The sequence below is a fragment of the Kitasatospora sp. NPDC057936 genome (assembly GCF_042887525.1).
In the GTDB taxonomy this organism is placed as follows: domain Bacteria; phylum Actinomycetota; class Actinomycetes; order Streptomycetales; family Streptomycetaceae; genus Kitasatospora.
In genome coordinates this window covers 1-14,179 of sequence record NZ_JBHVPD010000032.1, presented here as the reverse complement: position 1 = coordinate 14,179, position 14,179 = coordinate 1, and the positions used below count along the sequence as shown (strand labels likewise).

The following is a 14,179-nucleotide window of genomic DNA, read 5'->3' as shown; positions in this document are numbered from 1 at the left end:
ACTCCCGTATGTGCAGGCCGGCGATCCGTCGGCCTGCACATACGTCGTTCCGGGGTCCGGCGGCGGGGCGGTTCAGACCTTCCTGCCCAGCGTGTCGGTCTCGGCCAGGATCGTTCCGGTGACGGCGAGGTTGCCCTTGATCGTCATCCCGCCCATACCCGTGCCCGCCGAGACGTAGTTGAGCTCGTCGATGTGGACGTAGATGCCGTTGTGGAGCTCGAGTACGCCCTCGATGTCGCCGCCTCCGGAAACCGACAGCCCGTTGTACACCTGAACCCCGCTGTCGGTGGCTTCCAGCGCGCGCTCGCCTTCGTCGCTGACCTCCAAGCCCCCTTGGACGACGAGGCGGCCCTTCACCCGTCCCTCGCCTGCGAGCAGGTCGTCCAGGTCGGCCTTCCCGGCCTTGACGGTGCCCAGGTCGTTCTGTCCGTCCCGGACCCGGATTCCGGCCTTCGGGAAGTCGATCCAGCCGTCGTCGGAATCGCGGCCGTGCACCGACCCGGTGTTCACGCGCTCCACGTCCGCCGTACCGGCCGTGACGGTCCCCCGAGCGCCGGTCCCGTTTCGGATCTCCACCCCTTCCGGGGAGAAGTCGACGCGGCTCCTGCTCGGCGTCCCCTCGACCCACGGAGTGCGCGTCCCGCTGTCGAACTCGGGGACGAGCGCATGGACCGTGGTGGTGAGGAAGTAGCCCTGCGACTGTTGCCCCGCACCGGCCGTCCCGGCGATGAGGACGTAGGTGGTGCCTCGCTTCGGCGGGGTGGGCGGCGACCAGGTGTAGGACTGCTGAGTCACCTGCGGTCCCTTGGCCGCCGACTGGACGGGCAGCTCGTTCCCCTGCGGATCGCGGATCCAGTAGTCGAGGTTGTCCGGCCCGTCCCACCGCAGAACGACGTTCCGGCCCGCGTCCACGTCCACCAAGGAGTTGCTCTCCGGGCGGAAGTTGCGCGGGATCCTCGGAGCCTGCTTCACCACTCCGAGAGTGGTGGTGAAATTCGCCCGCCGGATGGGGATGTTGTCGTCACCGCCGCCGGACCGCTCGTGGATCTTCAGGCGGACCGGTCCCGCCAGGTCGGAAACGGGGATGTTCTCCAGGACCAGGACCAGCGACTCCTCGTCGGGCAGGGTCAGCCTCCCCCCGGAGGGGGCATGCGCTCTGAAGCGGCCGAGGGTGCCGTCCCAGCCGAAGGTCGGGTCTTCCTCCCGCCAGACCGTGTAGTCCTTCTCGATGCTCGCACTGATAGCCGTCGGATCACCCGTCAGGTCGTCGCGGCCGCTGCCCACCGGTATCTCCACGTCGATGAACTCCCACTTCACCTCGGACTGGTGGGTGTTGGAGACGATCACGTACACCGTTCCCACCGACGGTGCCCCCGGCAGCGACGCCTGCAGCGAGGTCGGATCCGTGACGACGGCGTAGTGCAGCAAAGAGGGCACGATGAGGACTCCCTACCTCGGCGTTTCACACGATGCGGACGGAAGACACGCAGTGGAGGCTCGGTATTGGCGGGTGCACGATCGGTGCGGTGACAGCATCGGGCGGGACGCTGGAAGTTCCGGGGCAGGCGCACGGCGCCGACACCAACAGGATTGTACGGATGGGCAGTTGAGGATCCACGATCCTGCATGACTGGCTCGAACACGGCCTCTGGTGACCGAAAGCCGAAGCAGAGGACACGCGCGGTACGGAGCCCGGCCCGGGTCAGGTGGGCTCGGGGGTGAGGGCCAGGAGGGCGAGGTCGTCGGCGAGGAGGCCGGCGTACTCGTGGACGTCCTGGGCGAGGAAGGCGACCACGCGGTCCGGGGACGTCGTGCCGAGGGCGGCGAGGCGTGGGGCCAGGGGGTAGAACGTGCCGGTGGCGTCGCGGGCCTCGCTGACGCCGTCGGTGTAGAGCAGGACGGTGCTGCCCGGTGGCAGGGCCACGGCGGTGGGCTTGCCGTGCTCGTCGGCGGGCGCCAGGTTGCCGAGGCCGAGCGGGAGTTCGTCGGGGCAGGCGATCGGGGTGATGGTGCGGCCGGCAAGCAGCAGCGGGGTGGTGTGGCCGCGGTTGACGATCTCCACGCAGTCGGAGCCCGGGCGGTACTGCAGCAGGACGGCGGTGGCGAACAGTTCGTCGTCGCCGCGGTCGGCGGCGTCACGGAGCACCGCGCGGTCCAGCTGGTCGGCGATCTCCACCAGGTCGGGGGTGTCGTGCGCGGTGGCCCGGAAGGCGCCCAGCACGTCCGCCACCGTCCGTACCGCGCCGAGGCCCTTGCCGCGGACGTCGCCGAGCAGCACCCGCACGCCGAAGCGGGTGTCGCACACCTCGTACAGGTCGCCGCCGACCAGCACCTCGGCCTGGGCCGGGCGGTAGAGGCCGGCCACCCGCAGGCCGCCGGCGCGCTCCGGGACCGGGCGCAGCACGGTGCGCTGGAGCGTCTCGGCGACGGTGCGGGCGTGCAGCAGGCTGCGGTTCTGCCGGATCCGCTGCCAGGACAGGGCGGTGCCCATCACTCCGGAGAGCAGCGTCGCGATGTACACCCAGACGTGGTGCTGCTCGTCGATGTGGCCGGCCCGCAGGGCGAGGACGAGCTGGAGGGCGACCGAGCCGACGGTGGTCGCGGCGGTCACCGCCGGGCCGTAGCTGAACGCCGCGACGACGGGCAGCGCGGTGAGCAGGAACCCGGCGGCGACGGCGTCCGGGACGATCGCCTCGGTGAGGAGGTCCAGGACGAGCAGCAGGACGGGTAGCCAGGGCACCCAACGCGGCACCCTGGATTCCACGGCCGCCCGGAACGGCGGGCGGGGCGCTGCGGGCACGGCGGGAACCTCCTGGACCACCGGGCGGAATGACCCGGTTCGTCCCTCCATGCTCCACCACGGTGGACCCCGCCACGAATGGTCGAACGTCCCGGATGCGTGCGGTCAGGGGCGGGCGGCGGAGGGTGACGGGCGCAGGGCCGGTCAGTGGCGGAGGGTGACCGGCCCCGGCGGGGGTCAGCGGACGGTGACCGGGAGCGTCTCGTAGCCGCGCAGGACCAGGCGGTCCCGGCGGGTGGGCACGCCACCCTGGGCGAGCCGGGGGAAGCGGTCGAGCACGGCCGCGACCGCGATCTCGGACTCCAGGCGGGCCAGCCGGGAGCCCAGGCAGAAGTGCGGCCCGGCGCCGAAGCTGAGCGGCTGGCTGCCGGTGCGGGTCGGGTCGAAGACCTCGGGGCGGTCGTAGCGGGCCGGGTCGTGGTTGGCGGCGCCGATCATGACGAGCACCGTGCTGCCGGGCGGCGCGGGCAGGTCGTCGACGGTGAGGCCCTCGGCGAGCGCGATCCGCGAGGTCAGCTGGACCGGTGCGTCGTAGCGCAGCACCTCCTCGGTGAAGGCGGCCGGGGAGAGCGCGCCGGTCCGCAGGGCGGCGGCCGTGCCGGGGTGGCGGAAGAGCAGGGCGAGGCCGTTGCCGAGCAGGTTGGTGGTGGTCTCGAAGCCGGCCACCAGGAGGAGCACCAGGTTGGCCAGCAGCTCGCGGCCGGTGAGGCGCTCGGGGTCGTCCGCGGCGATCCGGGCGAGGTCGGTGACGAGGTCGTCCTGGGGGTGGCGCAGGCGCTCGGCGACCAGTCCGGTGAAGTACCCGGCCAGCTCGTCGGCGGCCTCGTCGGCGACGTCGAGCTCGGCCGGGTCCTGGACGAACTCCAGGGCGACGGTGAGGTCCGCGGCGAGGCCGCGGAAGAGGTGGCGGTCGCCCTCGGGAACGCCGAGCAGCTCGCAGATCACGCCGACCGGGAGCCGGTGGGCGAAGGCGTCCATGAAGTCGACCGGTGAGCCGTCCGCACCGGCCCCGGCCATCTCCTCGAGCAGCCCGGCGACCGCGGCCTCGACGGCCGGCCGCAGCGCGGCGACCCGGCGGGCGGTGAACACCGAGGCGATCAGCGAGCGGACCCGCGCGTGGTCGGGCGCCTCGCGCTCCAGGATCGAGCGGCCGAACAGGTCCAGCGAGGAGTGCTCGGCGAACTCGGGGGCCAGGCCGGCCTGCATCTCGGGCGTGGCGACGCCGAAGCCGGGGGTGCGCAGCACCCGGTCGGCGGTGCCGTGGCCGAGCGCCAGCAGGAATCCGGGCCCGGCCGGGGCGGCACCGCCCAGCTCGTGCGCCCGCGCGTACAGCGGGTACGGATCGGCCCTGCCCTCGCTGGTCAGAAGGTGCTCGACGATCGCCGCGCCGTCCATCCGCTGCTCCCCTCCCGGCCGGTGTCCCGGGCCCGGACCGCTGTTTCCGGTTCCTGAACCACCGGCGGGCGCCCGGGAGTTCCCGGAGCACGGCAGGTTCGGGTCCGCGGCCCGGACCGGGAGCGCGGCCGGGTCGGGTCCGCTGTCCGGGCGCGCGGCCGGTTCGGGTCCGCTGTCCGGGCCGGAGCGCAGTCCGTCGGGCACGGCGGCGCTCGGTAGGGTGGGCGGCATGGAGATCTGGATCAACCCCCGCTGCGGCAAGTGCCGGTCGGCGCTGACCGAGCTGGAGGCCGCCGGGGCCAAGTACACCGTGCGGCGCTACCTGGAGGACCCGCCGAGCGCGGCCGAGCTGGAGGCGGTGCTGGAGCGGCTCGGCCTGGAGCCGTGGGACATCACGCGCATCGACGAGCAGGTCGCCAAGGACCTCGGGATGAAGCAGTGGACCAAGGAGCCCGGCGACCGGGCGCGCTGGATCGCGGCGATGGCCGAGCACCCGATCCTCATCCAGCGCCCGATCATCACCGCGGACGACGGCCACGCCGTCGTGGCCCGGACCCCCGAGGCGGTCAAGTCCGTCCTGCCGTAGCGCGGCCCGGCGCCCGGGCCGGTCAGTGGAGCATGGTGCGCTCCACCGGCCGGCCGGGGTGCCAGCTGAAGACCCACAGGTGGCCGTCGGCCAGGCCGGTGTGCACCACCTGCTCCAGGTCGAGCCGGAACGCGTGGAACGGGCCGGGCGGCGGCTCGGGCAGATCGGCGACGTAGGCGGTGAGCTCGGCCTCGTCGGTCAGCTCCACGGCGCGGCCGGACAGCTTGGAGTCGCCGCCCGCCATGGTCTCGTCGCCCGGGTGCGAGTGCAGCGCGAAGCGGCCGTCGCGCTGGAGGTCGCGGGCCTTCATCGAGCCGTACATCGACCCGAGCATCGCGTCGGCGCCGATGAAGTCGACCTCGCTGCCGCTCACCCGGGGCGATCCGTCCTTGCGCAGCGTCGCCAGGACGTGGTGCTTGTTGGCCTCGAACCGGGCCCGTACCAGGGGCGCGATGTCGGGGGCCTCCTGCTCGAAATCCTGCCAGGTAGCCATGGCGCCAGTCTGGCACCGGGTACCGACGACCGCCCCGCCCCCCGCCCGCCGCCCGCCGCGAAGGCCTTGTCGGTGGGCGGTGCCAGACTGGCCGGGTGACCACCACGACCACGTACATCGCGTTCCTGCGGGCCATCAACGTCGGCGGCCGCACCGTGAAGATGGAGCGGCTGCGGGCGCTCTTCACCGAGCTCGGGCTGGCCGGCGTCCGCTCGTACATCCAGACCGGCAACGTGTTCTTCACGACGGACGAGCCGGACCGCGCCGCCCTCACCCGGCGCATCGAGCGGCACCTGGCGGAGTCGCTCGGCTACCCCGTCCCGGTGATGCTGCGCACGGTCGACGAGGTGGCCGCCCTGCTGGCGGCCGAGCCGTTCCGGGGCGTCGAGGTGACGCCGGACGTCCGGCTGGTGATCGCCTTCCTCTCCGAGCCGCTGCCCGCGGACCTCGCCGCGCCGCACACCTCGCCGAAGGGCGACTACGACGTGCTCGGGGCGGACGCCGGCGCCGCGTACGTCGTGGTGCACCTGAAGGACGGCAGGTGGGTCACCAACGACCTGTTCGACAAGCGCTACCAGGGCTCGGTCACCTCCCGCTTCCTGCACACCACGGAGAAGATCCTGGCCGCCGCCAGGAAATCCTGACCGGACCGCGGAACCGCCGGCCGCCCGGTGGTGTCCTGCTTCCCGGGGGGAGGCGGGAACACCGGGCGGCTGGCGGCCGGAACCTGGACAGCCGGGCACGGCGCCGCCGACAATCGGGACATGACGCAGCCTGAGATCCGGACGCACGCCGTCCGGCCGTCCGAGGACGAACGGGACCGGGCCCTCGGGGTGCTGCGCGACGGCGCGGGCAGCGGCCGGCTCTCGCACGACACCTTCCTCGGCCGGATGGAGGTCGTCCTCCAGGCCACCAGCCGCGCCGAGTTGGACGCCGTGATGGCCGACCTGCCCACCGGCGGCCCGGTGGAGCGGTTCGTGCTGCGGACGGTGGGCCGGATCTCCGCGTTCGGCGAGCGGATCGGCCGGGCCTGGCGCATCGAGAGGCTGCCCGGACTGAACCTCCCGCAGGCCGGCGCGACGCAGTTGACGATCGGTCGGATCCCCGGCTCCGGGCTGCGGCTGCACGACGCCTCGGTCTCCCGCCACCACGCCGAACTGCGGCACGAGGGCGGCGGCTGGGTGCTGTACGACCTCGGCTCGACCAACGGCACCCACGTGAACGGGCACCGCATCGCGGGCGGTGTCCGGGTGCGCCCGGGCGACCAGGTCCGGTTCGGCAACCTGGAGTTCCGCCTCGCGAACGGCTGAGCCCACGGATGAGCCCACGGATGAGCCCACGGATGAGCGAACAGCTGAGCCCACGGATGGCCGCACGGCGGGGCCGGCGAGCCGCAGCGGTCAGTGCGGGAACTGCCGGGGCGGGCGCAGCTTCGGCAGCTCGTCCTGGAACTCTTCGACGACGGTGCTGATCTGCCGCGTCAGCACGGTGCGTTCGAGCCGGTCCAGGTAGCGGTGCTCGGCGGCCAGGGCCTCGACCGTGACCCCGAAGTAGATCGCCATCAGCGGGTTCACGAAGAGCTCGCCGTCCTTGGTGCGGTCGGTGAAGCGGACGTCGCCGAACTCGCCGCGCAGCGCCGCCGCCACCGAGCCGTTGACGATGCTGGGGTGCTCGGGGAACGCGGCCCTGGCGTGCTCGACGGCGTCCAGGTAGAGCGCGCCCTCGCGGCTGTCGCGGGGGACGGAGAAGGCGCCGAGGTAGCCGCCGGCCCGGTCGAGGGCGGCGAGGTTCTCCAGCACCAGCGAGTGGTTGACGCCGTGGTAGGCGTCGACGCCGAAGCCCAGGCAGGCGACCAGGCGCTCCGGCACCTCGGTGAGGCCGGCCACCGCGCCGAGGCTGGCCATGTCCTCCTCGGGGGTGCCGAGCCCGGCCTCGTCGCCGCGCATCAGGATGTCGGTGCCGCCGTCGACGAGGAGGACCGCGTCGACGCCCAGGTGGCCGATGAGCAGCCGATAGGCGTCGCGCAGCGGTTGGACGCCGACCGAGGGGAACGCCCAGACGGTGTCGGGCATGCCGTGCAGGTGCAGCCAGCGGGCGAGGGTGCGCTCCGGGAAGTAGCCCTCGGGGGCCGCGGTGTCCGGGCCGATCCTGGCCACGTCGGGCTCGAACCACACCTCGCCGGGCAGGCCGTAGAGGTGGGTGAAGGAGAGGTTGGCCAGGTGCACCTCCTTGCCGGCGGCGCGCAGGGCGAGCGCGATGGGGAGGCCGGCGTAGACGTCGAAGCCGCCGCCGGCGCCCGCGACGAGGATGCGGTCGGCGGCCAGCAGGCGGGTGATCAGCGGGGGTTGCAGCAGCGAGGTCACCGCCGGGACGGTAGCAGGCCCGTGCGACCGGGGCGCTGTCGGTGGCGGGTGCGAGGATGCGGGCATGACGCAGGAGACGCCGATGCCCGAGCTCGACCCCGAGGTGCTCAGCGAAGCCCGTGACCGGGCCCGCGAGTTGATCCGGTGCGGCTTCCAGGAGCCGGACGAGATAGCCGGGTCCCTGGCCGAACTCCTCGACGACCAGGGGCTGACGGAGGAGGAGGCGGAGCTGATCGTGGCTCCGCTCTGGGAGGAGCGGCTGGCCGAGCAGGCCGGCTGGCCCGAGGTCACCGACGTGGACCGGCTGGGCGCGGCCTTCGACGCTCTGGAGGGGGAGGGCGTCGTCGCGGCGATGGACTTCACCTGCTGCGCGAGCTGCGGCTACGCGGAGATCGGCGACGAGGCCGACGAGGACTCGCGCGGTTTCGTGTTCTTCCACCAGCAGGACACCGAACGCGCCGCCGCCGGGCAGGGTCTGATGCTGCGCTACGGCGGATTCCGGGCGGCCGGCGGGCCGGACGGGGAGGGCTCGGCGGACGCGGCGGCGCTCCGGACGGTGGGGATCGGGCGGGAGGTGGTGGCCGCGCTGACGGCGGAGGGCCTGTCGGTGGAGTGGGACGGCTCGCCGGACAGGGCGATCCTGGTCGCCCCGCTGGAGTGGCTGAACCGCCTGCCGGAGTAGCCGCCCACGCGTGCCCCGCATGCCCGCGCCTGCCCAGGCGTGCCCCGCATGCCCACGCGTGCCCCGCCTACCCCCGCCTGCCCACGCGTGCCCCGCCTGCGCCGGGGCCCGCACGCGGGTCACCGCATATGCCCGTGACACTGCCACGCGCGTAGATCGACGGCCTGCGAAAGGGCCCCGGGCTCAGTCGGGAAGGATCCCCCAGTCGCCCACCGGCCCCCACAGCGGCGAGGTGCAGCGCTCGTAGGTCGCCCGCCAGTGCGGCCAGGAGCGGGCCACGTCGTCGTCGCACTCGGCCAGCAGCCGGTCGACGACGGACGGCTCCACGCCCTCCAGCAGCCAGGCCAGCGCGTCGGCCGAGCCCGGGCCGTCGGCCGAGCGCAGCAGGTCCAGCAGCTCGGGCAGGCCGCCGACCCGCGAGTTGTCGGCGAACACCCCGGCCATCCGCGGGAGCAGCTGGCGCTCCTCGATCCGCAGGTGCGTCTCCAGCCGGGCCGCCAGGTCCTCGATCGCGTACGCCACCGGCCAGACGCTCCCGGTGTCCCGGCTGGCGATCCGGACCAGCGTGGTGACCCGGGTGAACGAGTGGTCGAGGTTGTGGTGGTCCGCCTCCAGCCAGTTGAGCAGCAGCCGCAGCTCGGGCGCGAAGCGGCGCACGATCGGCCAGATCCGGGTGTCCTGCTGCTCGTGGTGGCAGGTCAGCATCGCCGTCACGAAGTCCCAGTGCCGCAGCAGCGCCTCGCCCTTGGTGTCCTCGCCGGGCTGCAGCAGCCGCAGCGCGTTGGGCAGGCGGGCGAGGTCGCGGCGCAGCGCGGCGTGCACCAACCGCAGCCCGGCGAAGCGGACCGCCTGTGGCTCCTCGTCCTCGGTCCGCTCGGGTGCGGTGGCGGACGGCGGCGGCAGCAGGTGGATCGGCATGGCACTCTCTTCACGAATCGGCGGGTCGTGCGGATCACGGCCCCCGGAAGGCGGCCCCGTTCACTGTGCGTGCAGTCGATCAGAGGTGAATCAATGTCCGATTGACGCGCAGGTCACAGCCTTTTGCGCGGCCCGGCCGACGGCGGTGCCGCACGGCCGGGGAGAGTGCCGGATGAAAAGAACCGCCGGTGCCGGGGATCGCTCCCCCGCACCGGCGGTCGGTGTGTCCGCACGGACGGCGTCAGTCGGCCGCCGGGCCCGCCAGGTTCTTGGTGAGCCACTGCAGCGTGTCCGGGATCATCTTCTTGAAGTCCGAGGTCAGGTGCTTGCCGCCGGGCTGCTCGTAGTACTCGATGGCGACCGGCGGGGCGGCCTTGGCCACCCAGCTCTTGACCACGCCCTTCTCGTAACCGTTGGCGCCGCCGGCGGTGACCAGCATCTTCACGTCGGCCTTGCCCTGGGTGACCAGTACGTCGGGGTTGTTGGCCATCCGCTCGGCGTCGTGGCCCTTCCACAGGTGGGAGTCCGGGATGAAGTAGCCGTCGATCGGGACGGCGGCCTTGTACACGTCGGGGTACTGGAGCGAGAGCTTGGCGCTGCAGAACCCGCCGGTGGAGGCGCCCATGATGCCCCAGCTGTCGCGGCCCTTCAGGGTGCGGAAGTTGGCGCGGACCCAGTCCGGGATGTCCTGGGCCATCCAGGTCGCCATCTTGGGCTGGCCGGGGATGTCGGAGCAGTCCAGCGCGTTGTTCTCGTCGCTGTTGAAGTTCTGCACCGGCATGATCATGATGAACGGATGGGCCTTGCCGGCCTTGACCAGCTGCTCGTCCTCCTCCTGGATCGGCAGCTGGTTGTCCGTCCAGGTGTTGTAGCCGTTGCTCTGGCCGCCCGCGTAGAGGGTGAGCACCGGGAAACCGGTCTTCGCGTACTTGGGGTCGTTGTACTCGGGCGGCAGCCAGACCCACACCTGACCGGTGACGCCGGACTTCGGGCCGGCCAGCTTGGTCATCATGATCGGGCCGGCGGCGGTGTCGCGGACCTTGGTCAGCGAGGGCTGGCCGGTCGGCATCTGGACCTTGCCGCCCGAGGCCGGGGCCGCGCCGGTCGGCGCGGGGGCGCCGGTGGCGGCGGCCGGGTCGCCGGGGACCGAGCTCGTGCCGGCCGCGCTCGGGGTGCCGGCCGCCTTGGCACTGTCCCCCTTCCCGCCACCGGAGCTCCCGCAGGCGGCGAGCGAGGCAGCCAGGGTGAGCACGGCGGCACCGGTCAGGACGGCGCGGGAACGGGACGACTGCCTAAGCACGGTGAGGACTCTCCGACCGATGACGCGCCCGGGCCGGCTGGCCGGGCGGCGGCCCCCGGGTGGGGCCGGACAGGCCCGGGGGCGCCTCGGCGCGGCCCCCGGAAGTGCGGCTCGCCGCAGCGCGCCGTCCTGCGATCTTATGACGTGGGCCGGGGCGGGCCGGTTGCGCGTCGGCCACCGGAAATCCAATGTTTGTTCGCGATCAGGTAAAACCCCTCACATGTCCCGTGCGGCCCCCGCCGGACGGCGGGGTACACAGCGGACAATGCGCCGGGCGACGCGATCTTTGGGTCCTTGCACCAGTGACGGCGGCCCCGCCGATCGGCGACGATCGGCTCAGAACCGAGCCGGCTCGGACCCGAGAACGAGGAGCGCCGCCATGTCCCAGCAGACCGCCGCCGACACCGGAACCGCCGCCGGCACCGGGACCGCCGCCGACACCGGAACCGCCGCCGGCACCGGGACCGCCGTCGTCACCGGAGCCGGCAGCGGGGTCGGCCGGGCCGTCGCGGTCGAGCTGGGCGCTGCCGGCTGGCGGCTGGTCCTGGCCGGGCGCCGCGAGGAGCCGCTGCGGGAGACCGCCCTGCTGGCCGGCGGCCCGGCCGCCGTCGTGCCGACCGACGTCACCGACCCGGCGGCGGTGGACGCGCTGTTCGCGGCCGCCGCCGAGCGCTTCGGCCGGGTGGACCTGCTGTTCAACAACGCGGGCGGCTTCGGCCCGGCCGTCCCGGTGGACGAACTGGCGGTGGACGCCTGGCGCGCGGTCGTCGACCTCAACCTGACCGGCGCCTTCCTCTGCGCCCGGGCCGCCTTCCGGCAGATGAAGGCCCAGGACCCGCAGGGCGGCCGGATCATCAACAACGGCTCGATCTCCGCGCACGTCCCGCGCCCGCACTCGATCGCGTACACCGCGACCAAGCACGCCGTCACCGGGCTGACCAAGTCGCTCTCGCTGGACGGCCGCCCGTACCGGATCGCCTGCGGGCAGATCGACATCGGCAACGCGGCCACCGACATGACGGCGGCGATGAGCGCCGGGGTGCGGCAGGCGGACGGGCGGATCGCGCCGGAGCCGACGATGGACGTGGCCGACGTCGCGCGCACGGTGCGGCACATGGCGGCGCTGCCGCTGGAGGCGAACGTGCAGTTCGCGACGGTGATGGCGACCGCGATGCCGTACATCGGACGCGGCTGACCCACCACTGTCACGTCACGCGTCACTCGTCACTCGTCGTGCGAGTGGCGGTAGCGCAGCTCCCCGCCCTCCCCGCCCAGCCGGTAGACGCTGGTGGTGGGCCAGTACTCGCCGCTCTCGGCGCTGGGCAGCCGGACCCGCAGGAGCATGCGCAGCGAGGGCGGCGGGGCGGCGGCGTTGACGCGTTTGCGGTGGCCGTCCCAACGCCCGCCGCAGAGTTCGACGTCGAGGACGACGGGGGTGGTGCTCATCCCGCGATGGTGCCAGCGCTTTCGCCCGAAACGGGGGTTTGAAACAGTCGGTCCACCCGCAGGAGGGATCCCCGTCACACCGCGCTGACGCGGCCGACGGGGATCCCCGACCCGCTACGGCCGCCAGGTGTCGTTCAGCGCGACCGTCCCCGAGGAGGGCACCGTCGCCGTCCGGTTGGCGCCGGACTCCCAGGTCACCGCCCCGCTCGCGTCCTTGCGGACGTACTTGTACTGGAAGGACGTGCCGGCCGGCAGGGACAGCGCCAGCGACCAGACCGGGTAGCCGGAGGACGAGAGCGGCAGCGCTTTGGCCGGGTCCCAGGCGCCCAGCGCCGGGTTGTCGCCGACGACGTAGACGTTCTGGCCGTACGAGGTCGTCGCGTTGACGTTGAACGACGCGCCGGAGGCGTTCGTCCCGGGCTGGACGTACAGCGCGACCGCGTCGCCCGCGCCGACCGTCGCGGTGAACTGCCCGTTCGCGCCGACCTGGTAGGTCGGGCCGGTGCAGCCGCCGCCCGGCTGCGGGTCGCCGTGCTGGACGTCGCAGTAGGTGCCGGCGGGCAGGCCGGTCTGGAAGGTCTGGGTGATCGCGCCGGTCTCGTGGTTGATCGCGACGTAGCCCCGGTTGCCGCGGCCGAAGGCGATCGCGTTGTTGCCGTTGGACCACCAGTCGGTGACGCCGGTGCCGGCGACGGCGTTGCGGAAGCCGACCATGTTGGCGATCTGCCGCCAGGCGTGGGTGCAGTTCCAGCCGTCCTGGTAGCAGGCGTTCACGGTGCCGCCGTTGGGCGGGCCGTCGTCGTTGTTGGTGAACGCGTAGCCGGAGTAGACGTTGGGCGAGCCGTAGGTCGAGGCGAGCAGGAACACGTTGGCCAGCGTGTAGGTGTTCCCGTAGGTGTAGTTGAGGGTCGAACCGTTGCGCTCGGTGTCCCAGTTGTCGATGAAGCTGCGCGCCTGGCCGCTCGGCAGGTAGCCCCAGGAGGCGCCCCAGCCGTTGAGGTTGGCGAGCTTGTCACCGGTGAAGACGCGCTTGAGGTCGGTGCCGACGCGGAACTCGTCGACGTCGCCGTTGCCGGTGTACTCGGACGGCTGGATCGGCTCGCCCGCGCCGTAGATCACCTCCTGCACCCAGAAGGCGTTGGGGTTGGCCATCTTGGCCTTGATCGCGGCCAGGTCGGAGGCGGCGATGTGCTTGGCGGCGTCGATCCGGTAGCCGTCGACGCCGAGCGAGGCCAGGTCGTCCATGTAGTGCGCGATGGTCTGCTGGACGTACGCGCTGCCGGTGTCCAGGTCGGCGAGGTTGACCAGCTCGCAGTCCTGCACGTTGGCGCGGTCCTGGTAGTTGCTGACCGGCTGGCGGCAGGTGTGGAAGTCCTGGTCCTGGTAGACGCCGGGGTAGGTGTACTTGGTGTAGGCGGTGCCGCCGGTGCCGGTGCCCGAGCCGGCCGTCATGTGGTTGATCACCGTGTCGGCGACGACCTTGACGCCGGCCGCGTGGCAGGTGTCGACCATGTTCTTGAACGAGGTCCGGTCGCCGAGCCGTCCGGCGATCCGGTAGCTGACCGGCTGGTAGGAGGTCCACCACTGGGGGCCCTGGATGTGCTCCTGGGGCGGTGAGACCTCGACGAACCCGTAGCCCTTCGGGCCGAGGGTGCTGGTGCAGGCCTGGGCGACGGAGTCGAAGCGCCACTCGAAGAGGGTCGCGGTGACGTCCTTGCCGTTGTCGGCGGGCGGGGCGGCCTGGGCGGTGGGGGCGCCGAGGCCCGCGGTGAACGAGAGCGCCAGCGCCGCCGAGGCGGCGAGCGCTCCGGCCGCGCGGGCGGGCCGGCGGGTCCTCCCGGCCGAAGGCCGGGGGAGGGTGGGGGCGGTGGTGACCACGTCGTCTCCAAGGGGGGCGGCTGGGGTGGGGCAGCCAAGGTGCAGGAAGTTTCTGTAACTTGCCGGAAACTTGCAGCGAACTTAGAGCCGCCGGGAGACACCGTCAAGGCACGGGACGAAACGTTTCCGCATCAGTAGCCGCAGCCGTCGGAGAACCGGGACACGACGAGGCCCGGCAGCCGCCTCGGCTGCCGGGCCCCGCCTACCGACCGAAGGTCAGCCGGTCTGGATGGAGGTGTCGTCGATCACGAAGCTCGTCTGCAGCGAGGCGTCCTCGGTGCCGGTGAACTTCAGCGTGACGCTCTTGCCCGCGTACGC

General features: G+C 72.7%; 15 protein-coding genes. 6 read left to right on the top strand and 9 right to left on the bottom strand.

The features are described from left to right. Window positions 1-72: 72 nt before the first annotated feature. From ACFVU9_RS18610 to ACFVU9_RS18600, 3 genes are all read right to left on the bottom strand, one after another. Window positions 73-1,437, bottom strand: a complete 1,365-nt coding sequence (locus ACFVU9_RS18610) for a hypothetical protein (protein WP_387594465.1) — start codon at window positions 1,435-1,437, stop codon at window positions 73-75. Window positions 1,438-1,702: 265 nt separating this feature from the next. After that, window positions 1,703-2,740 carry a PP2C family protein-serine/threonine phosphatase gene (locus tag ACFVU9_RS18605; protein WP_387594463.1) on the bottom strand — a complete coding sequence of 346 codons (1,038 nt, stop codon included), beginning with the start codon at window positions 2,738-2,740 and terminating at the stop codon, window positions 1,703-1,705. A 237-nt stretch (window positions 2,741-2,977) separates the two neighbouring features. Next, a complete protein-coding gene (locus ACFVU9_RS18600; RefSeq protein ID WP_387594461.1) occupies window positions 2,978-4,195 on the bottom strand; it encodes a cytochrome P450 in 1,218 nt (405 codons plus the stop codon). A 229-nt stretch (window positions 4,196-4,424) separates the two neighbouring features. Between ACFVU9_RS18600 and ACFVU9_RS18595 the strand changes: the two genes are divergently transcribed. Beyond that, window positions 4,425-4,781 carry an arsenate reductase family protein gene (locus tag ACFVU9_RS18595; protein ID WP_380446968.1) on the top strand — a complete coding sequence of 119 codons (357 nt, stop codon included), beginning with the start codon at window positions 4,425-4,427 and terminating at the stop codon, window positions 4,779-4,781. 22 nt (window positions 4,782-4,803) lie between these two features. Here the strand turns inward: ACFVU9_RS18595 and ACFVU9_RS18590 are convergent, their stop codons facing one another. Continuing rightward, on the bottom strand, window positions 4,804-5,274 hold the full coding sequence (locus tag ACFVU9_RS18590) for a pyridoxamine 5'-phosphate oxidase family protein (protein WP_380446970.1): 471 nt from the start codon (window positions 5,272-5,274) through the stop codon (window positions 4,804-4,806). A gap of 95 nt (window positions 5,275-5,369) precedes the next feature. Here ACFVU9_RS18590 and ACFVU9_RS18585 point away from each other — a divergent pair, with 95 nt between their 5' ends. The 3 genes from ACFVU9_RS18585 (at window position 5,370) to ACFVU9_RS18575 (ending at window position 6,786) form a co-directional block, all read left to right on the top strand. Then, a complete protein-coding gene (locus tag ACFVU9_RS18585) occupies window positions 5,370-5,918 on the top strand; it encodes a DUF1697 domain-containing protein (protein ID WP_380446972.1) in 549 nt (182 codons plus the stop codon). Between the two features lie 120 nt (window positions 5,919-6,038). Further along, window positions 6,039-6,584, top strand: a complete 546-nt coding sequence (locus ACFVU9_RS18580; protein ID WP_380446975.1) for an FHA domain-containing protein — start codon at window positions 6,039-6,041, stop codon at window positions 6,582-6,584. Beyond that, a complete protein-coding gene (locus ACFVU9_RS18575) occupies window positions 6,517-6,786 on the top strand; it encodes a PT domain-containing protein (RefSeq protein WP_387594458.1) in 270 nt (89 codons plus the stop codon). The genes ACFVU9_RS18580 and ACFVU9_RS18575 overlap by 68 nt, the downstream gene beginning before the upstream one ends. Here ACFVU9_RS18575 and ACFVU9_RS18570 read toward each other — a convergent pair. After that, a complete protein-coding gene (locus ACFVU9_RS18570; protein WP_387594456.1) occupies window positions 6,675-7,637 on the bottom strand; it encodes a DUF1152 domain-containing protein in 963 nt (320 codons plus the stop codon). The two genes, ACFVU9_RS18575 and ACFVU9_RS18570, sit on opposite strands and share 112 nt — an antisense overlap. Window positions 7,638-7,701: 64 nt before the next feature. Here ACFVU9_RS18570 and ACFVU9_RS18565 point away from each other — a divergent pair, with 64 nt between their 5' ends. Then, window positions 7,702-8,319 carry a DUF6891 domain-containing protein gene (locus tag ACFVU9_RS18565; RefSeq protein WP_380496949.1) on the top strand — a complete coding sequence of 206 codons (618 nt, stop codon included), beginning with the start codon at window positions 7,702-7,704 and terminating at the stop codon, window positions 8,317-8,319. Window positions 8,320-8,502: 183 nt separating this feature from the next. Here ACFVU9_RS18565 and ACFVU9_RS18560 read toward each other — a convergent pair whose 3' ends face one another. Next, window positions 8,503-9,237, bottom strand: a complete 735-nt coding sequence (locus ACFVU9_RS18560; protein WP_387594454.1) for a hemerythrin domain-containing protein — start codon at window positions 9,235-9,237, stop codon at window positions 8,503-8,505. A gap of 241 nt (window positions 9,238-9,478) precedes the next feature. Next, window positions 9,479-10,537, bottom strand: a complete 1,059-nt coding sequence (locus ACFVU9_RS18555) for an alpha/beta hydrolase (protein WP_380446984.1) — start codon at window positions 10,535-10,537, stop codon at window positions 9,479-9,481. Between the two features lie 379 nt (window positions 10,538-10,916). On the opposite strand from ACFVU9_RS18555, the gene ACFVU9_RS18550 reads away from it, so the two are divergent. Then, entirely contained in the window at window positions 10,917-11,732 is an 816-nt protein-coding gene (locus tag ACFVU9_RS18550; protein WP_387594452.1) for an SDR family oxidoreductase, read from the top strand. Window positions 11,733-11,761: 29 nt separating this feature from the next. Here ACFVU9_RS18550 and ACFVU9_RS18545 read toward each other — a convergent pair whose 3' ends face one another. Then, on the bottom strand, window positions 11,762-11,983 hold the full coding sequence (locus tag ACFVU9_RS18545) for a hypothetical protein (RefSeq protein ID WP_380446987.1): 222 nt from the start codon (window positions 11,981-11,983) through the stop codon (window positions 11,762-11,764). Between the two features lie 114 nt (window positions 11,984-12,097). Continuing rightward, a complete protein-coding gene (locus ACFVU9_RS18540) occupies window positions 12,098-13,861 on the bottom strand; it encodes a carbohydrate-binding module family 20 domain-containing protein (RefSeq protein ID WP_387594450.1) in 1,764 nt (587 codons plus the stop codon). Between the last annotated feature and the right edge of the window lie 318 nt (window positions 13,862-14,179).